Consider the following 18,214-nt stretch of genomic DNA (forward strand, 5'->3'; position numbering starts at 1 on the left):
CCCCGCCTGTCGCCACACCCTGTCACCGCGATGTCACTGTGCACGTAGCAGAAACGCGGCAGGGGACCAGAAGGTTCCCCGAATCCCGCATTTGTACACGGCTACGCGCACTCTGAGTCAACAACTTCCCATGGACATCTACTGTTCATTCGCCTGCATCCACTGCTCCATCACCGCCAACAGGTGATCGGGGTCGACCGGCTTCGTCACATAGTCGGACGCGCCCGACTCGATCGCCTTCTCCCGGTCGCCCTTCATCGCCTTGGCCGTCAGCGCGATGATCGGCAGCCCGGCGAACTGCGGCATCCGGCGAATCGCAGTGGTCGTGGCATACCCGTCCATCTCGGGCATCATGATGTCCATCAGGACGACCGCCACGTCGTCGTGCTGCTCCAGCACCTCGATGCCCTCACGGCCGTTCTCGGCGTACAGCACCGACAGCCCGTGCTGCTCAAGGACGCTGGTGAGCGCGAAGACGTTGCGGATGTCGTCGTCGACGATCAGTACCTTCTCACCCCCGAACCGGACACCCGCGCGCGGGTGTGCCTCCGCCTCCGTCTCGCCGGCCTGCCACGACTCCTGCGGCAGGGCCCGGTGCTCGGCCATGGGCGTGCTCCTGCGGCGGCGCCGGAAGAGCGCGGCAGCGCCGTTCTGGGTCTCGTGGTACGACTTCACCTCGGCCGGCGTCTCGACCGTCACCTCGGACAGCTCGGGCCACTCGGCGAGTTCCCTGGCCACCGGGGCCGAAGGCGAGGGCTGCTGGTAGCCGTGCGGGGGCAGTTCGCTCGGGTGCAGCGGCAGATACAGCGTGAACGTCGAGCCGCGGCCCGGCTCGCTCTGCGCGTGGATCTCGCCGCCGAGCAGTTGGGCGATCTCCCGCGAGATGGACAGGCCGAGGCCCGTACCGCCGTACTTGCGGCTGGTCGTGCCGTCCGCCTGCTTGAACGCCTCGAAGATCACCCGCATCTTGCTCCCCGCGATCCCGATCCCGGTGTCGGTCACCGAGAACGCGATCAGCTCGGCGTCCGCGTCGGTGAGTGAACCGGCCTCCAGCAGCTGCTCCCGGATCGCCTGCGGCACGTCGTCGCGCGCGGGGCGGATGACCAGCTCCACCGAGCCCGAGTCGGTGAACTTCACCGCGTTCGAGAGCAGGTTGCGCAGCACCTGCAGGAGGCGCTGCTCGTCGGTGTGCAGCGTGGCGGGCAGCTCCGGGGACACCCGTACGGACAGGTCCAGGCCCTTCTCCGCGGTCAACGGCCGGAATGTGGCCTCCACGTAGTCGACGAGCTGGACGAGCGCGATGCGCGTCGGTGAGACGTCCATCTTGCCCGCCTCGACCTTCGACAGGTCCAGGATGTCGTTGATCAGCTGCAGCAGGTCGGAGCCGGCCCCGTGGATCGTCTCGGCGAACTCGACCTGCTTCGGGGTGAGATTGCCGTCCGCGTTGTCGGCGAGCAGCTTGGCCAGGATGAGCAGCGAGTTCAGCGGCGTACGCAACTCGTGCGACATGTTGGCCAGGAACTCGCTCTTGTAGCGCATCGACACCGCGAGCTGCTCGGCGCGCTCCTCCAGGACCTGCCGCGCCTCCTCGATCTCGGTGTTCTTCACCTCGATGTCGCGGTTCTGCTGGGCCAGCAGCTCGGCCTTCTCCTCCAGTTCGGCGTTGGACGCCTGGAGGGCCTTCTGCCGGTTCTCCAACTCGGCGGAGCGCTCGCGCAGTTGCTCGGTCAGCTCCTGCGACTGCTTCAGCAGCACCTCCGTCTTGGTGTTGACGGAGATGGTGTTGACGCTGGTCGCGATCATCTCGGCGATCTGGTTGAGGAAGTCCTTCTGGATCTGCGTGAAGGGCGTGAACGAGGCCAGTTCGATCACGCCGAGCACCTTGCCCTCGAACAGCACCGGCAGCACGATCACCTGCGCGGGCGGCGCCTCGCCGAGCCCGGAGGAGATCTTCAGATAGCCGCTGGGCGCGTTCTCCACGAGGATCGTGCGCTTCTCCTGGGCGGCCGTGCCGACCAGCGCCTCACCGGGCCGGAACGACGTCGGCATGGAGCCCATCGAGTAGCCGTACGAGCCCAGCATCCGCAGTTCGTACTGGTCGTCCTTGCCCGCTGTGTCGGCCGGCTGCATCGCCAGGAAGAACGCCCCGTGCTGGGCGGAGACCACCGGCGTCAGCTCGCTCATGATCAGCGAGGCCACGTCCTCCAGGTCCCGGCGGCCCTGCATCAGCGCGGAGATCCGGGCGAGGTTGCCCTTGAGCCAGTCCTGCTCCTTGTTGGCGATCGTGGTGTCGCGCAGGTTGGCAATCATCTTGTTGATGTAGTCCTGAAGCTCCTGGATCTCGCCGGAGGCGTCCACGTCGATCTTCAGGTTCAGGTCGCCGCGGGTCACCGCGGTCGCCACGCGCGCGATGGCCCGCACCTGCCGGGTCAGGTTCCCGGCCATCTCGTTCACGGACTCCGTCAGATCCCGCCAGGTGCCGTCGACGTCCCGCACGCGCGCCTGGCCACCCAGCTGGCCCTCCGTGCCCACCTCACGGGCCACGCGCGTGACCTCCTCGGCGAACGAGGACAGCTGGTCGACCATCGTGTTGATGGTCGTCTTGAGTTCGAGGATCTCCCCGCGCGCGTCGATGTCGATCTTCTTCGTCAGGTCACCCTTGGCGATCGCCGTCGTCACCATGGCGATGTTGCGCACCTGACCGGTAAGGTTGGACGCCATCTGGTTCACCGACTCGGTGAGGTCCTTCCACGTACCGGCCACGCCCGGCACATGCGCCTGACCACCGAGGATGCCGTCCGTGCCCACCTCACGGGCCACCTTGGTGACCTGCTCCGCGAACGAACTGAGCGTCTTCACCATGGTGTTGAAGGTGTCGGCGAGCTGAGCCACCTCACCGCGCGCCTCGATCGTCACCGTGCGCGTCAGGTCACCGTTGGCGACGGCCATCGCGACCTGGGAGATGTTCCTCACCTGAACGGTGAGGTTCTTGGCCATCAGGTTGACGTTGTCGCTGAGGTCCTTCCAGATGCCCGTGACGCCCGGCACATGCGCCTGGCCGCCCAGGATGCCCTCGGTACCCACCTCGCGCGCGACCCGGGTCACCTGGTCGGCGAAGGACGACAGCTGGTCGACCATCGTGTTGACGGTGGTGACGAGTTCGAGGATCTCGCCCTTGGCGTCGACGGTGATCTTCTTCGACAGGTCGCCCTTGGCGACGGCGGTGGTGACGTGGGCGATGCTGCGCACCTGGACGGTGAGGTTGTTCGCCATGAAGTTGACGGACTGGGTGAGGTCCTTCCAGGTGCCGGAGACACCCTGCACCTCGGCCTGGCCGCCCAGCTTGCCCTCGGTGCCCACCTCGCGGGCCACCCTGGTGACCTCCTCGGCGAACGAGGACAGCTGGTCCACCATCGTGTTGAGCGTGTTCTTCAGCTCCAGGATCTCGCCGCGCGCGTCCACCGTGATCTTCTGCGACAGGTCTCCTCGCGCCACCGCTGTGGCGACCTGGGCGATCTGCCGCATCTGAGCCGTCAGGTTGCCGGCCATGCCGTTCACGGAGTCCGTCAGATCCCGCCACACACCGGCCACGCCGGGCACCTGCGCCTGACCGCCGAGCCGGCCCTCCGTACCCACCTCGCGGGCCACCCGCGTCACCTGGTCGGCGAAGGCCGAGAGCTGGTCCACCATCGTGTTGACGGTGTTCTTCAGCTCCAGGATCTCCCCGCGCACATCCATGGTGATCTTCTGCGACAGGTCGCCGCGTGCCACGGCAGTCGTCACCTGGGCGATCTGCCGCACCTGAGCGGTCAGATTGCCCGTGATGGAGTTGACGGCGTCGGTGAGTTCCTTCCACGTACCGGAGACACCCTCAACGCGCGCCTGCCCGCCGAGCCGCCCCTCGGTGCCCACCTCCCGGGCCATCGTCGTGACCTGGTCGGCGAACGACGACAGCTGGTCCACCATCGTGTTCACGGTGTTCTTCAGCTGGAGCATCTCGCCGGAGACGTCCACCGTGACCTTCTGCGAGAGGTCACCATTGGCGACCGCCGTCGTCACCTGGGCGATGTTCCTCACCTGTCCGGTGAGGTTGCGGAACGCCGTGTTGACGGAGTCCGTCAGGTCCTTCCAGGTCCCCGCGGCGCCCGGCACCTGCGCCTGACCGCCCAGCTCACCCTCGTGACCGATCTCCCGGGCGACTCGCGTCACCTCGGAACCGAAGGCGGACAGCTGGTCCACCATGCCGTTGACGGTGTTCTTCAGCTCCAGCATCTCGCCGGCCACGTCCACGGTGACCTTCTGCGAGAGGTCACCATTGGCGACGGCCGTCGTCACGGCGGCGATGTCCCGCACCTGTGTGGTGAGGTTCCGGAACACGGTGTTGACGGAGTCGGTCAGGTCCTTCCAGGTGCCCGCCGCACCCGGCACGTTCGCCTGCCCGCCGAGCCGCCCCTCCGCACCGACCTCGTTGGCCACGCGCGTGACCTCGTCGGCGAAGATCCGCAGCGTCTCGGTCATCTGGTTGATGGTCTCGGCGAGCTGCGCGACCTCACCGCGCGCCTGCACGGTCACCTTGCGGGAAAGGTCACCGTTCGCGACCGCCGTCGTGACCTCGGCGATCCCACGCACCTGGGCGGTGAGGTTGCCGGCCATGGTGTTGACGGAGTCCGTGAGCTCCTTCCACACACCGGCCACGCCGGGCACCTGCGCCTGCCCGCCCAGCTCACCCTCGGTACCCACCTCGCGCGCGACCCGGGTCACCTCCGAGGAGAACGCGGAGAGCTGATCCACCATCGTGTTGACGGTTTCCTTCAGCTCCAGCATCTCGCCGGCCACATGAACCGTGACCTTCCGGGACAGATCGCCCTTCGCGACCGCCGTCGTCACCAGCGCGATGTCCCGCACCTGGGCGGTCAGCCGGTAGGCCATCGTGTTGACGGACTCCGTCAGGTCCTTCCATGAACCGGACATACCGCGCACCTGGGCCTGCCCGCCCAGCTTGCCCTCGGTGCCCACCTCACTGGCCACCCGCGTGACCTCGTCGGTGAACGTCGACAGCTGGTCGACCAGGTTGTTGACGGTCCGCCCGACCTTCAGGAACTCCCCGCGCAGCGGATGCCCGCTCCCGTCGGGCGCGTTCGTCCGCAGCTCCATGCGCGGCGACAGATCGCCCTCGGCCACCGCGGACAGCACCCGGCTGACCTCGGACACCGGCCACACGAGATCGTCGACCAGCGCGTTCGAGGCGTCGATCGCGGCCGCCCAGGACCCCTCACAAGCCGCCGTTTCCAGCCGTTCGGTGAGTTTTCCCTCACGTCCCACCACGCGCCGCACCCGCGACAACTCACCCGTAAGGTGCATATTGCGGTCGGCGACCTCGTTGAAGACGGCGGCGATCTCCGCCATCACGCCGTCCCCGGACACCGTGAGCCGCTTGCGGAAGTTGCCGTCCCGCATCGAGACCAGAGCCGCCAGCAGCCGGTTCAGGGCGGCCGTGTCCACCTCAGTGGTCCCGTTCCGATTGCTCGGGGACTGTCCGCCCTTCGCGCGCGGCTTCGTGCCCCGCGTCGCTGCGCCAGACTCCACTGTGTCCCTCCCGCAGGGGTCGACCATTGCTGCTGTGCTCGGCTACTACTGCTCGGCGTACCGATTACTACTGCGTATCCGCACCCGGTGATACCAGCCGTCAATCTCACCAGGAGGTACCGGACCACACCAGGGGCTGCTGCCCGCCGTACACGCATCACACTCGCCGAGTCCGGACCTCCACAAGAGCCTGCCCAGTGTTTCACCCCGGCCGAACCAGGCCATAACAGTTCGGCAGCTTCGCACATCGTCCGCACACCCTCCGGACGGAAACACTGCAGACCGGCATCCGCATGAACCGCGAAGGTAAGTAACCTTGCATGCGGCTGTCCAGCCGCACCGGTTCCGTCCGGCCTGGGCGGTGGCACGAGAACGAGCGGGCATCGGAGGGGCGGCCGCACACATGACCACCGGACTGATCCCGGGGGGACAGCCCCCGGAACCCCGGCCGACGAGCGGCCTGCCGTCGCAGACGCGACGCGAGCCGGTCGGCCCCGCAGCCCAGGACGTCGAAAGCAGGTCGAGGAGTTCTGTGATCACCGCGCGCGCGGCCGCCAGCTTCGAGCCCGTCGGGCGCTCGGTCGCCTCCGCGCGCTCCTTCGTCCGCGACACGCTCCAGGGCTGGGGATACGCCGACATCGTCGACGACGCCGTGGTACTCACCAGCGAACTCGTCACCAACGCCGTCGTGCACGCCGGCACCGCCGCCGACGTCCTGTGCCTGCGCCTCGACGACGGCGTACGCATCGAGGTCGCCGACCACTACCCGGAACGCGAAGTCCCCCTCCAGGGCTCCGCCGTCAACATGGGCAGCCCCGACCGCGAGGGCGGCCGCGGCCTCCAGCTCTGCGCGGCCCTGGCCGGCCGCTGGGGCGTGGACTACACACCCACGCACAAACAGGTCTGGTTCCAACTCGACCTGCCCGCACGCGCCGTGGGCACCCGCACCGCCGGCCCGTCCCTCCCCGCCGACCTGCTCCCGCTGGCCGACGGCCGCGTCCGCGTCGCCGTCATCCAGATCGACCGCAACGGCTCCATCACGGCCTGGAACGAAGACGCCGAGGAACTCTTCGGCTACCAGGGCGAACAGGTCACCGGCAAACCCCTCACCGACCTCGCCGCCTGGCCACACACCCCGGGCACCAGCACCGGCATCGCCGAGGCACTGCAACTCTCGCGCTGGGAGGGCAGTTACGGCATCCGCGACGCCGCCGGCCGGGTCGTACCGGTGTACGCCTCCCACCTCCGCGTCCGCGACACCGCCGGTGAGCCCTCCACGGTCTGCCTCCTCGTCCGCGACCACGAACGGGCCGTCCTGCAGACGCCGCTGCGCATCCCGGCGTCCGACACGAGCAGCTCATCCGAGGGCCAGAGCACCGACCCCTTCGAGGTGTTCATCGGCTCCCCCGCGCCGGACGACCTCGACGGCCTCCTGCAGCGCACAGTCGAACGCGCTCGCGACATGCTCGACGCCGACTCCGCGTTCCTGCTCCTCGCGACCGACGACGAAACGGAGTTGGAGGTCCGCGCCTCCACGGGCCTGCCCTCCGCCCGCCAGCGCTTCGCCCGCGTCCCCGTCGAGGCCGGCCCCGGCCGCTACGGCTCGGCCCGCATGCCGGCCGTCCACGACGACCTCACCGCCGTCCCCGGTGCCGTACCGCTCCTCAACGGCACGGGCATGCGCTCGGTCGTCACGGTCCCGCTCAAGGTCGAGGGCCGCCTCACCGGCTCCCTCGGCGTCGCCGCCGAGGCCCCCAGCAGATACTCCAACGAGGAGGCGCTGCGCCTGCAGTTCGCCGCCGACCGCATCGCCCTGGCCGTCGAGTCGGCCCGCCTCGGCGAACTCGAACGGCTTCGCCGCGGCTCGCTCAGCTTCCTCGTCGAGGCCTCCGATCTCCTCGCCGGCACCCTGGACCGTGACCAGACGCTCGCCCTGATGGCGCAGATGACGGTCCCCACCCTGGCCACCTGGTGCGCGGTCTACACGATCGCCGACCAGGCCTCGGAGCCGTATCTCTCGTACGTCCTGCACGAGGACGAGGAACTCATCGACGGCATCAAGTCGTTGCTGTCGAAGATCGCCCCGCCCGACCCGGTACCCACCCCCGGCGCCCGTGTCTGGTCGGCCCCGGCGGAAGCCGCCCACCAGGCCGCCCTGCGCACCTCCATGCGCAGCCTGGGCCTCGGCGAACCCGCCACGGTCAGCGGCGGCATCGGTACGACCCTGGCCACGGCCTCGGCAGTCGGCGGCGAGACGGTCGTCCTCCCCCTGGTGGCCCGCAACCGCGTCATCGGCATGCTGACCCTCGGCAAGCCCACCGACGAACACTTCCGCCAGGAGATCCTGGAACTGGCCGAGGATCTGTCCCGCCGAGCCGCCCTGGCCCTGGACAACGCCCGCCTCTACTCCGAGCGCACGGCCATCAGCCAGTCCCTCCAACGCAGCCTCCTGCCACCCGAACTCCCCCAGGTCGAGGGCGTCGAGGTCGAGGTCATCTACCGCGCGGCCGGCGAGGGCAACGAGGTCGGCGGCGACTTCTACGACCTCTTCCCCATCCGCGACGGCGCCTACGGCTTCGCCATCGGCGACGTCTGCGGTACGGGCCCGAACGCGGCGGCCGTCACCGGCCTCGCCCGGCACGCCCTGCGCCTGCTCGCCCGCGAGGGCCTCAGCGGCCCCGCGGTCCTCCAACGCCTCAACTCCGCGATCCTCGACGAGGGCGCCCGCAGCCGCTTCCTGACCCTCCTGTACGGCGAGATGCGCCCGCAGGAGGACGGCAGCGCCGAGCTGAAGGTGGTCTGCGCCGGCCACCCGCTCCCCCTGCGTCTGCGCCAGGACGGCACGGTGGAGACCGCCGCCGAACCCCAGCCGCTCCTCGGTGTGCTGGAGGACCTGGACCTCTACGAGCAGACCGTCACCCTCGACCCCGGCGACGTCCTCCTCTGCGTCACGGACGGCGTCACCGAGCGCCGTGAGGGCAGCCGCATGCTCGGCGACGACGGCCTTGCCGACGTCCTCACCACCTGCACCGGTCTCACGGCGGGCGCTGTCGCGGCCCGCATCATGCGCGCCGTGGAACGCTTCGCCTCGGACGCCCCCTCCGACGACATGGCGATCCTGGCGATGCGCGTCCCGGGTCTCCACAACGGTCTGAGCAACGCCTGAAATAAGGGCAGAACAACCAAAAGGCCTCCGCCCTTTCGGGCGGAGGCCTTTTGCATCGGAGCCCCCAAACGGAATCGAACCGTTGACCTTCTCCTTACCATGGAGACGCTCTGCCGACTGAGCTATAGGGGCCGGTCGCCTTGCCGAGGTTTCCCCCGCGGCAACGGAATAGATCATACCCTGAACAGACCCGTGCTCCCAACCACGATCGCCCGGTACCGGAAACGATCAGAAGGCGGGCTGCAACAGTCCCCCCAGGGCATTGCACGCGGACACGATCCGCTGCATGTCCCGCTTCGTCAAACCACCATCCACGGGCAGTGCCAGCGTCTCCGCGGCAGCCCGCTCGGTCTCCGGCAGCGAGACACACTGCCGAAACGCGGGCAGCCGGTGCACCGGCGTCTTCACCGGCACGCGACACTCAACTCCTCTGGCGCGCAGAGCCTGTGCGAACGCGTCCCGGTCCGGCCGCCCATTCCCGGGCACCCGCACCACGTACTGCTGATAGGTGTGCCCGACCCCGCCGTCCGGCGTGTAGACACCCTTCAACTTCGCATCCAGATAGGCGGCCCGCTGCCGACGCTGCGCGACCTCGTCGTACGGCGCCTCGGACTCCCCCTGCTCCAACACCAGAATCCCGTGCCGCTGCCCCACCGCATGCAGCCGCACGACATCCGCCGGCCGACCAAATCGGTGTACGGCAACGACCGCCACGGTACGCGGAGTCACGACCGCCTCTACCGCGGACGCGTCAAGGCAGTACGACGCCGGGTCTATGTCGGCGAACACCGGGTGCGCCCCCGCCAGGGTCACCGCTTCGGAGACCTCGACGTTCCCGAAGGCCGGCACGATGACCTCGTCACCGACTCCGACGCCGGCGGCCCTGAGCATTGCAGCAGTACCCATGCTGCGGATCGTGGTTGCGCAACGTGAACTTCAAGTGACGCAGAACAAAAAAGGGTTGGACCCAGAACCGAAGTTCCGGGTCCAACCCTCTAATAATTGTTCGGCGGCGTCCTACTCTCCCACAGGGTCCCCCCTGCAGTACCATCGGCGCTGTAAGGCTTAGCTTCCGGGTTCGGAATGTAACCGGGCGTTTCCCTCACGCTATGACCACCGAAACACTATGAAACTGACAACCGGAAACGGCTGTTCGTGGTTTCAGAACCAACACAGTGGACGCGAGCAACTGAGGACAAGCCCTCGGCCTATTAGTACCGGTCAACTCCACACGTTACCGTGCTTCCATATCCGGCCTATCAACCCAGTCGTCTACTGGGAGCCTTACCCCATCAAGTGGGTGGGAGTCCTCATCTCGAAGCAGGCTTCCCGCTTAGATGCTTTCAGCGGTTATCCCTCCCGAACGTAGCCAACCAGCCATGCCCTTGGCAGAACAACTGGCACACCAGAGGTTCGTCCGTCCCGGTCCTCTCGTACTAGGGACAGCCCTTCTCAAGACTCCTACGCGCACAGCGGATAGGGACCGAACTGTCTCACGACGTTCTAAACCCAGCTCGCGTACCGCTTTAATGGGCGAACAGCCCAACCCTTGGGACCGACTCCAGCCCCAGGATGCGACGAGCCGACATCGAGGTGCCAAACCATCCCGTCGATATGGACTCTTGGGGAAGATCAGCCTGTTATCCCCGGGGTACCTTTTATCCGTTGAGCGACGGCGCTTCCACAAGCCACCGCCGGATCACTAGTCCCGACTTTCGTCCCTGCTCGACCCGTCGGTCTCACAGTCAAGCTCCCTTGTGCACTTACACTCAACACCTGATTGCCAACCAGGCTGAGGGAACCTTTGGGCGCCTCCGTTACCCTTTAGGAGGCAACCGCCCCAGTTAAACTACCCATCAGACACTGTCCCTGATCCGGATCACGGACCCAGGTTAGACATCCAGCACGACCAGACTGGTATTTCAACGACGACTCCACACGAACTGGCGTCCGCGTTTCAAAGTCTCCCAGCTATCCTACACAAGCCGAACCGAACACCAATATCAAACTGTAGTAAAGGTCCCGGGGTCTTTCCGTCCTGCTGCGCGAAACGAGCATCTTTACTCGTAGTGCAATTTCACCGGGCCTATGGTTGAGACAGTCGAGAAGTCGTTACGCCATTCGTGCAGGTCGGAACTTACCCGACAAGGAATTTCGCTACCTTAGGATGGTTATAGTTACCACCGCCGTTTACTGGCGCTTAAGTTCTCAGCTTCGCCCCACCGAAATGGAGCTAACCGGTCCCCTTAACGTTCCAGCACCGGGCAGGCGTCAGTCCGTATACATCGCCTTACGGCTTCGCACGGACCTGTGTTTTTAGTAAACAGTCGCTTCTCGCTGGTCTCTGCGGCCACCCCCAGCTCCGGCAGCAAGTGCCGTCACCGGATGTGGCCCCCCTTCTCCCGAAGTTACGGGGGCATTTTGCCGAGTTCCTTAACCATAGTTCACCCGAACGCCTCGGTATTCTCTACCTGACCACCTGAGTCGGTTTAGGGTACGGGCCGCCATGAAACTCGCTAGAGGCTTTTCTCGACAGCATAGGATCATCCACTTCACCACAATCGGCTCGGCATCAGGTCTCAGACACATGCCAGGCGGATTTACCTACCTGACGTCCTACACCCTTACCCCGGGACAACCACCGCCCGGGATGGACTACCTTCCTGCGTCACCCCATCACTCACCTACTACCAGCTCGGGTCACCGGCTCCACCACTCCCCCTCACTCCGAAGAGATCAGGGGCGGCTTCACGGGCTTAGCATCACTGGATTCAATGTTTGACGCTTCACGGCGGGTACCGGAATATCAACCGGTTATCCATCGACTACGCCTGTCGGCCTCGCCTTAGGTCCCGACTTACCCTGGGCAGATCAGCTTGACCCAGGAACCCTTAGTCAATCGGCGCAAACGTTTCTCACGTTTGTATCGCTACTCATGCCTGCATTCTCACTCGTCAACCGTCCACAACTCGCTTACGCGGCTGCTTCACCCGGCAGACGACGCTCCCCTACCCATCACAGCAGCCGTTAGGCCTTATGCTGCAATGACACGACTTCGGCGGTACGCTTGAGCCCCGCTACATTGTCGGCGCGGAATCACTTGACCAGTGAGCTATTACGCACTCTTTCAAGGGTGGCTGCTTCTAAGCCAACCTCCTGGTTGTCTGTGCGACTCCACATCCTTTCCCACTTAGCGTACGCTTAGGGGCCTTAGTCGATGCTCTGGGCTGTTTCCCTCTCGACCATGGAGCTTATCCCCCACAGTCTCACTGCCGCGCTCTCACTTACCGGCATTCGGAGTTTGGCTAAGGTCAGTAACCCGGTAGGGCCCATCGCCTATCCAGTGCTCTACCTCCGGCAAGAAACACACGACGCTGCACCTAAATGCATTTCGGGGAGAACCAGCTATCACGGAGTTTGATTGGCCTTTCACCCCTAACCACAGGTCATCCCCCAGGTTTTCAACCCTGGTGGGTTCGGTCCTCCACGAAGTCTTACCTCCGCTTCAACCTGCCCATGGCTAGATCACTCCGCTTCGGGTCTTGAGCGCGCTACTGAAACGCCCTATTCGGACTCGCTTTCGCTACGGCTACCCCACCCGGGTTAACCTCGCAACACACCGCAAACTCGCAGGCTCATTCTTCAAAAGGCACGCAGTCACGAGACACAGCAAGCTGCATCCGACGCTCCCACGGCTTGTAGGCACACGGTTTCAGGTACTATTTCACTCCCCTCCCGGGGTACTTTTCACCATTCCCTCACGGTACTATCCGCTATCGGTCACCAGGGAATATTTAGGCTTAGCGGGTGGTCCCGCCAGATTCACACGGGATTTCTCGGGCCCCGTGCTACTTGGGTGTCTCTCAAACGAGCCGCTGACGTTTCGACTACGGGGGTCTTACCCTCTACGCCGGACCTTTCGCATGTCCTTCGCCTACATCAACGGTTTCTGACTCGTCCCACGGCCGGCAGACCGTGGAAGAGAGATCCCACAACCCCGCATACGCAACCCCTGCCGGGTCTCACACGCATACGGTTTGGCCTCATCCAGTTTCGCTCGCCACTACTCCCGGAATCACGGTTGTTTTCTCTTCCTGCGGGTACTGAGATGTTTCACTTCCCCGCGTTCCCTCCACTTGCCCTATGTGTTCAGGCAAGGGTGACAGCCCATGACGACTGCCGGGTTTCCCCATTCGGAAACCCCCGGATCAAAGCCTGGTTGACGACTCCCCGGGGACTATCGCGGCCTCCCACGTCCTTCATCGGTTCCTGGTGCCAAGGCATCCACCGTGCGCCCTTAAAAACTTGGCCACAGATGCTCGCGTCCACTGTGCAGTTCTCAAACAACGACCAGCCACCCATCACCCCGGACCAACAGACCCGAGTGCACTGGGACCGGCAACTGAGGAAAGTTCGTTCCCTCAGACACCCAACAGCGTGCCCGGCCGGCTCCCGTCCGGAGATCGTGCGTTCCACGCTCTTGCGAGCAGTACTAGCAGCCTCCGACCCGAGATCCTGGCCGAGTAGTCAACGTTCCACCCATGAGCAACCAGCATCAGACGTTCGCTGATGTACTGGCCTCTGAACCGGGCAAGCCCGGCTGAGAAGTGCTCCTTAGAAAGGAGGTGATCCAGCCGCACCTTCCGGTACGGCTACCTTGTTACGACTTCGTCCCAATCGCCAGTCCCACCTTCGACAGCTCCCTCCCACAAGGGGTTGGGCCACCGGCTTCGGGTGTTACCGACTTTCGTGACGTGACGGGCGGTGTGTACAAGGCCCGGGAACGTATTCACCGCAGCAATGCTGATCTGCGATTACTAGCGACTCCGACTTCATGGGGTCGAGTTGCAGACCCCAATCCGAACTGAGACCGGCTTTTTGAGATTCGCTCCACCTCGCGGTATCGCAGCTCATTGTACCGGCCATTGTAGCACGTGTGCAGCCCAAGACATAAGGGGCATGATGACTTGACGTCGTCCCCACCTTCCTCCGAGTTGACCCCGGCGGTCTCCCGTGAGTCCCCAGCACCACAAGGGCCTGCTGGCAACACGGGACAAGGGTTGCGCTCGTTGCGGGACTTAACCCAACATCTCACGACACGAGCTGACGACAGCCATGCACCACCTGTACACCGACCACAAGGGGGCGACCGTCTCCGGCCGTTTCCGGTGTATGTCAAGCCTTGGTAAGGTTCTTCGCGTTGCGTCGAATTAAGCCACATGCTCCGCCGCTTGTGCGGGCCCCCGTCAATTCCTTTGAGTTTTAGCCTTGCGGCCGTACTCCCCAGGCGGGGCACTTAATGCGTTAGCTGCGGCACGGACAACGTGGAATGTTGCCCACACCTAGTGCCCACCGTTTACGGCGTGGACTACCAGGGTATCTAATCCTGTTCGCTCCCCACGCTTTCGCTCCTCAGCGTCAGTATCGGCCCAGAGATCCGCCTTCGCCACCGGTGTTCCTCCTGATATCTGCGCATTTCACCGCTACACCAGGAATTCCGATCTCCCCTACCGAACTCTAGCCTGCCCGTATCGACTGCAGACCCGGGGTTAAGCCCCGGGCTTTCACAACCGACGCGACAAGCCGCCTACGAGCTCTTTACGCCCAATAATTCCGGACAACGCTTGCGCCCTACGTATTACCGCGGCTGCTGGCACGTAGTTAGCCGGCGCTTCTTCTGCAGGTACCGTCACTTTCGCTTCTTCCCTGCTGAAAGAGGTTTACAACCCGAAGGCCGTCATCCCTCACGCGGCGTCGCTGCATCAGGCTTTCGCCCATTGTGCAATATTCCCCACTGCTGCCTCCCGTAGGAGTCTGGGCCGTGTCTCAGTCCCAGTGTGGCCGGTCGCCCTCTCAGGCCGGCTACCCGTCGTCGCCTTGGTGAGCCATTACCTCACCAACAAGCTGATAGGCCGCGGGCTCATCCTGCACCGCCGGAGCTTTACAGAACCAAGGATGCCCAAGGTTCTCATATCCGGTATTAGACCCCGTTTCCAGGGCTTGTCCCAGAGTGCAGGGCAGATTGCCCACGTGTTACTCACCCGTTCGCCACTAATCCACCCCGAAGGGCTTCATCGTTCGACTTGCATGTGTTAAGCACGCCGCCAGCGTTCGTCCTGAGCCAGGATCAAACTCTCCGTGAATGCTTACCGGTAATCCGGTGACACACACGGGAGCGGAACGCCGGGAGGAATAATCCCGACGCTCACAGCGTCCTCGCTGTGTTTTTTCAAAGGAACCTCGCCTCGGTCATGATGACCGGAGACGGGGTATCAACATATCTGGCGTTGACTTTTGGCACGCTGTTGAGTTCTCAAGGAACGGTCGTTTCCTTTGTACTCACCCGAGATTCTCTCTCGCGGCTTTCCTCCGGGCGCTTCCCTTCGGTGTTTCCGACTCTATCAGATCTTTTCTCGATCCGATTCCCTCGGTGCTTTCCAGGTTCCCGCTTCCGCGTTTCCCTTTCCGGCGCTTCCGACTTTATCAGAGATTCTGAGTCGGAATTCCCGCCCCGCTCCGGAGACTGTCTCCGGCGCACGGAGTGGCCGGGTTCCCGGGGGAGCGAGCCGTAAACGTACTGGAGCGGGGCGCCTCGATGCAAATCGAGGCGCCCCGCTCCAAGTCCGCGCGTACGAACGGGTCGTACGCCGGTCAGACCTCCACGACCACCGGCAGGATCATGGGCCTGCGGCGATACGTGTCGGAGACCCACTTGCCCAGCGTGCGGCGGATCAGTTGCTGCAGCTGGTGGGGCTCCACGACACCGTCCTGTGCCGAGCGCTCCAGTGCTTCGGTGATCTTCGGGAGGACGTCGACGAAGGCCGCGTCCTCGATACCGGAGCCGCGGGCCTGGACGTGCGGGCCGCCCGTGATCTTGCCGGTGGACGAGTCCATGACGACGAAGACCGAAATGATGCCCTCCTCGCCGAGGATCTTGCGGTCCTTCAGCGCCGGCTCACCGACGTCGCCTACCGAGAGGCCGTCGACGTACACATAGCCCGCCTGGACCTTGCCGGAGATCTTCGCCTTGCCCTCGACAAGGTCGACGGCGACGCCGTCCTCGGCGATCACGATGCGGTCGTGCGGGACGCCGGTGAGGGCGCCCAGCTCGGCGTTGGCGCGCAGGTGGCGCCACTCGCCGTGGACCGGCATCAGGTTGCGCGGCCTGCAGATGTTGTAGAAGTACAGGAGCTCGCCCGCCGACGCGTGGCCGGAGACGTGGACCTTGGCGTTGCCCTTGTGGACGACGTTGGCGCCCCAGCGGGTGAGGCCGTTGATGACGCGGTACACCGCGTTCTCGTTGCCCGGGATCAGGGACGACGCGAGGATCACCGTGTCGCCCTCGACGATGCGGATCTGGTGGTCCCGGTTGGCCATGCGGGAGAGCGCGGCCATCGGTTCGCCCTGCGAGCCCGTGCAGACGAGGACCACCTCGCCGTCGGGGAGGTCGTCGAGTGTCTTGACGTCGACGACCAGGCCCGGCGGGACCTTCAGGTAGCCGAGGTCTCTGGCGATGCCCATGTTGCGGACCATGGACCGGCCGACGAAGGCGACCCGGCGGCCGTACTCGTGGGCGGCGTCCAGAATCTGCTGGATGCGGTGGACGTGGCTGGCGAAGCTCGCCACGATGATGCGCCGGCGGGCGGACGCGAAGACCTGGCGCAGGACGTTGGAGATGTCGCGCTCGTGCGGGGTGAACCCCGGGACCTCGGCGTTCGTGGAGTCGCTGAGGAGGAGGTCGATGCCTTCCTCGCTCAGCCGTGCGAACGCGTGGAGGTCGGTGAGGCGGTTGTCCAGCGGGAGCTGGTCCATCTTGAAGTCGCCGGTGTGCACGACCATGCCGGCGGGGGTGCGGATGGCGACCGCCAGCGCGTCCGGGATGGAGTGGTTGACCGCGACGAACTCGCAGTCGAAGGGGCCGATGCGCTCGCGGTGGCCCTCGGCGACCTCGAGCGTGTAGGGGCGGATGCGGTGTTCCTGGAGCTTGGCCTCGATCAGGGCGAGGGTCAGCTTGGAGCCGATCAGCGGGATGTCCGGCTTCTCGCGGAGCAGGAACGGGACGCCGCCGATGTGGTCCTCGTGGCCATGGGTGAGGACGATGCCCTCGATGTCGTCGAGGCGGTCCCGGATGGACGAGAAGTCCGGCAGGATCAGGTCGATTCCGGGCTGCTCCTCCTCGGGGAAGAGCACTCCGCAGTCGACGATGAGCAGACGGCCGCCGTACTCGAAGACCGTCATGTTCCGGCCGATTTCACCGAGGCCGCCGAGCGGGGTGACCCGCAGGCCGCCTTCGGGGAGCGGCGGGGGCGAGCCGAGTTCAGGATGCGGATGACTCAAAAGACTCTCCTCACCACGCGCGCCACGTACCGGTAGGGGCACGTGGCGCGCGTGACGTTCGTGCAGAAGCAGTTGTCGTTGTGGGGTGCGAGCACCGGTGGCCCGCGTATTCAGTTGTGAAGTCCATGCGCGCCCGGTCGGGCGAAGTCCGATGTCAGAGCTGTACCCCGCCGGCGGCAAGATCGATCTTGAGCTGCTCGATCTCCTGCGGCGTGAGCTCGACCATGGGCGGCCGCAGCGGGCCGCCGGGCAGGCCCTGGAGGGCGAGTGCGGCCTTGGTCGTCATAACGCCCTGGGTGCGGAACATGCCGGTGTAGACCGGGAGCAGCTTCTGGTGGATCTCGGTGGCCTTCTGGACGTCCCCGCTGGTGTACGCCTCGACCAGCTGGCGCAGTTCGGGGGTGACCACGTGGCCGACGACGGAGACGAAGCCGACGGCGCCCACGGAGAGCAGCGGCAGGTTGAGCATGTCGTCGCCGGAGTACCAGGCGAGGCCGGAGCGGGCGATGGCCCAGCTGGCGCGGCCGAGGTCGCCCTTGGCGTCCTTGTTGGCGACGATCCGTGGGTGCTCGGCGAGGCGGACCAAGGTCTCCGTATTGATCGGTACGCCGCTGCGGCCGGGGATGTCGTACAGCATGACCGGCAGCTCGGTGGCGTCGGCGACGGCCGTGAAGTGCCGGTAGAGGCCCTCCTGCGGGGGCTTGTTGTAGTACGGCGTGACGACGAGGAGGCCGTGCGCGCCGGTCTGTTCGGCGGCGCGGGCCAGCTCGATGCTGTGGTGGGTGTCGTTCGTACCGACACCGGCGACGATGTGGGCGCGGTCGCCCACGGCCTCCAGGACCGCTCGTACGAGGTCCGATTTCTCCGCGTCGCCGGTGGTGGGGGACTCGCCGGTGGTGCCGTTGATGATCAGGCCGTCGTTGCCTGCGTCCACCAGGTGCGTGGCGAGCCGCTGCGCGCCGTCGAGGTCAAGTGCGCCGTCCGCCGTGAAGGGCGTGACCATGGCGGTGAGGACCCGCCCGAAGGGGGTCTGCGGAGTGGAGGTCGGAGCCATGGGTTACACGCTACTCGTTGCTCAAGGCCTGGTCTGCCCTCGGGGTGCGGGATAAGTCAGGACAAAGGTGG

At 65.4% G+C, this 18,214-nt stretch carries 5 protein-coding genes, 1 tRNA gene and 3 rRNA genes; 1 reads left to right on the top strand and 8 read right to left on the bottom strand.

Annotated features, from left to right (window positions below):
- Positions 1–138 precede the first annotated feature (138 nt).
- Positions 139–5,586: a HAMP domain-containing protein gene (locus I2W78_RS09520; protein ID WP_196458671.1), complete on the bottom strand. Its 5,448-nt coding sequence runs from the start codon at positions 5,584–5,586 to the stop codon at positions 139–141.
- A gap of 403 nt (positions 5,587–5,989) precedes the next feature.
- Here I2W78_RS09520 and I2W78_RS09525 point away from each other — a divergent pair, with 403 nt between their 5' ends.
- Entirely contained in the window at positions 5,990–8,752 is a 2,763-nt protein-coding gene (locus tag I2W78_RS09525; protein WP_196458673.1) for a SpoIIE family protein phosphatase, read from the top strand.
- Between the two features lie 59 nt (positions 8,753–8,811).
- Here the strand turns inward: I2W78_RS09525 and I2W78_RS09530 are convergent.
- The 7 genes from I2W78_RS09530 to dapA form a co-directional block, all read right to left on the bottom strand.
- Positions 8,812–8,884: transfer RNA gene (locus I2W78_RS09530), tRNA-Thr, on the bottom strand.
- 96 nt (positions 8,885–8,980) lie between these two features.
- On the bottom strand, positions 8,981–9,643 hold the full coding sequence (locus I2W78_RS09535; protein WP_196458675.1) for a DegT/DnrJ/EryC1/StrS family aminotransferase: 663 nt from the start codon (positions 9,641–9,643) through the stop codon (positions 8,981–8,983).
- A gap of 113 nt (positions 9,644–9,756) precedes the next feature.
- A 5S ribosomal RNA gene (gene rrf, locus I2W78_RS09540) occupies positions 9,757–9,873 on the bottom strand.
- A gap of 70 nt (positions 9,874–9,943) precedes the next feature.
- Positions 9,944–13,063, bottom strand: a 23S ribosomal RNA gene (locus tag I2W78_RS09545).
- 307 nt (positions 13,064–13,370) lie between these two features.
- Positions 13,371–14,895 (bottom strand): 16S ribosomal RNA (locus tag I2W78_RS09550).
- The 16S, 23S and 5S rRNA genes sit together here, the layout of an rRNA operon.
- 508 nt (positions 14,896–15,403) lie before the next feature.
- On the bottom strand, positions 15,404–17,089 hold the full coding sequence (locus I2W78_RS09555; RefSeq protein WP_196458677.1) for a ribonuclease J: 1,686 nt from the start codon (positions 17,087–17,089) through the stop codon (positions 15,404–15,406).
- A gap of 154 nt (positions 17,090–17,243) precedes the next feature.
- Positions 17,244–18,143, bottom strand: coding sequence for a 4-hydroxy-tetrahydrodipicolinate synthase (gene dapA, locus I2W78_RS09560; protein WP_196458679.1), 900 nt, complete (start codon positions 18,141–18,143; stop codon positions 17,244–17,246).
- Positions 18,144–18,214: the final 71 nt, after the last annotated feature.

It is taken from the genome of Streptomyces spinoverrucosus (assembly GCF_015712165.1).
Taxonomy (GTDB): domain Bacteria; phylum Actinomycetota; class Actinomycetes; order Streptomycetales; family Streptomycetaceae; genus Streptomyces; species Streptomyces spinoverrucosus_A.

What these genes read in the sequence shown, in the direction of transcription:
- dapA (WP_196458679.1), bottom strand. Translation starts at nt 18,143, where the DNA reads ATGGCTCCGACCTCCACTCCGCAGACCCCCTTCGGGCGGGTCCTCACC.
- I2W78_RS09525 (WP_196458673.1), top strand. Translation starts at nt 5,990, where the DNA reads ATGACCACCGGACTGATCCCGGGGGGACAGCCCCCGGAACCCCGGCCG.
- I2W78_RS09535 (WP_196458675.1), bottom strand. Translation starts at nt 9,643, where the DNA reads ATGCTCAGGGCCGCCGGCGTCGGAGTCGGTGACGAGGTCATCGTGCCG.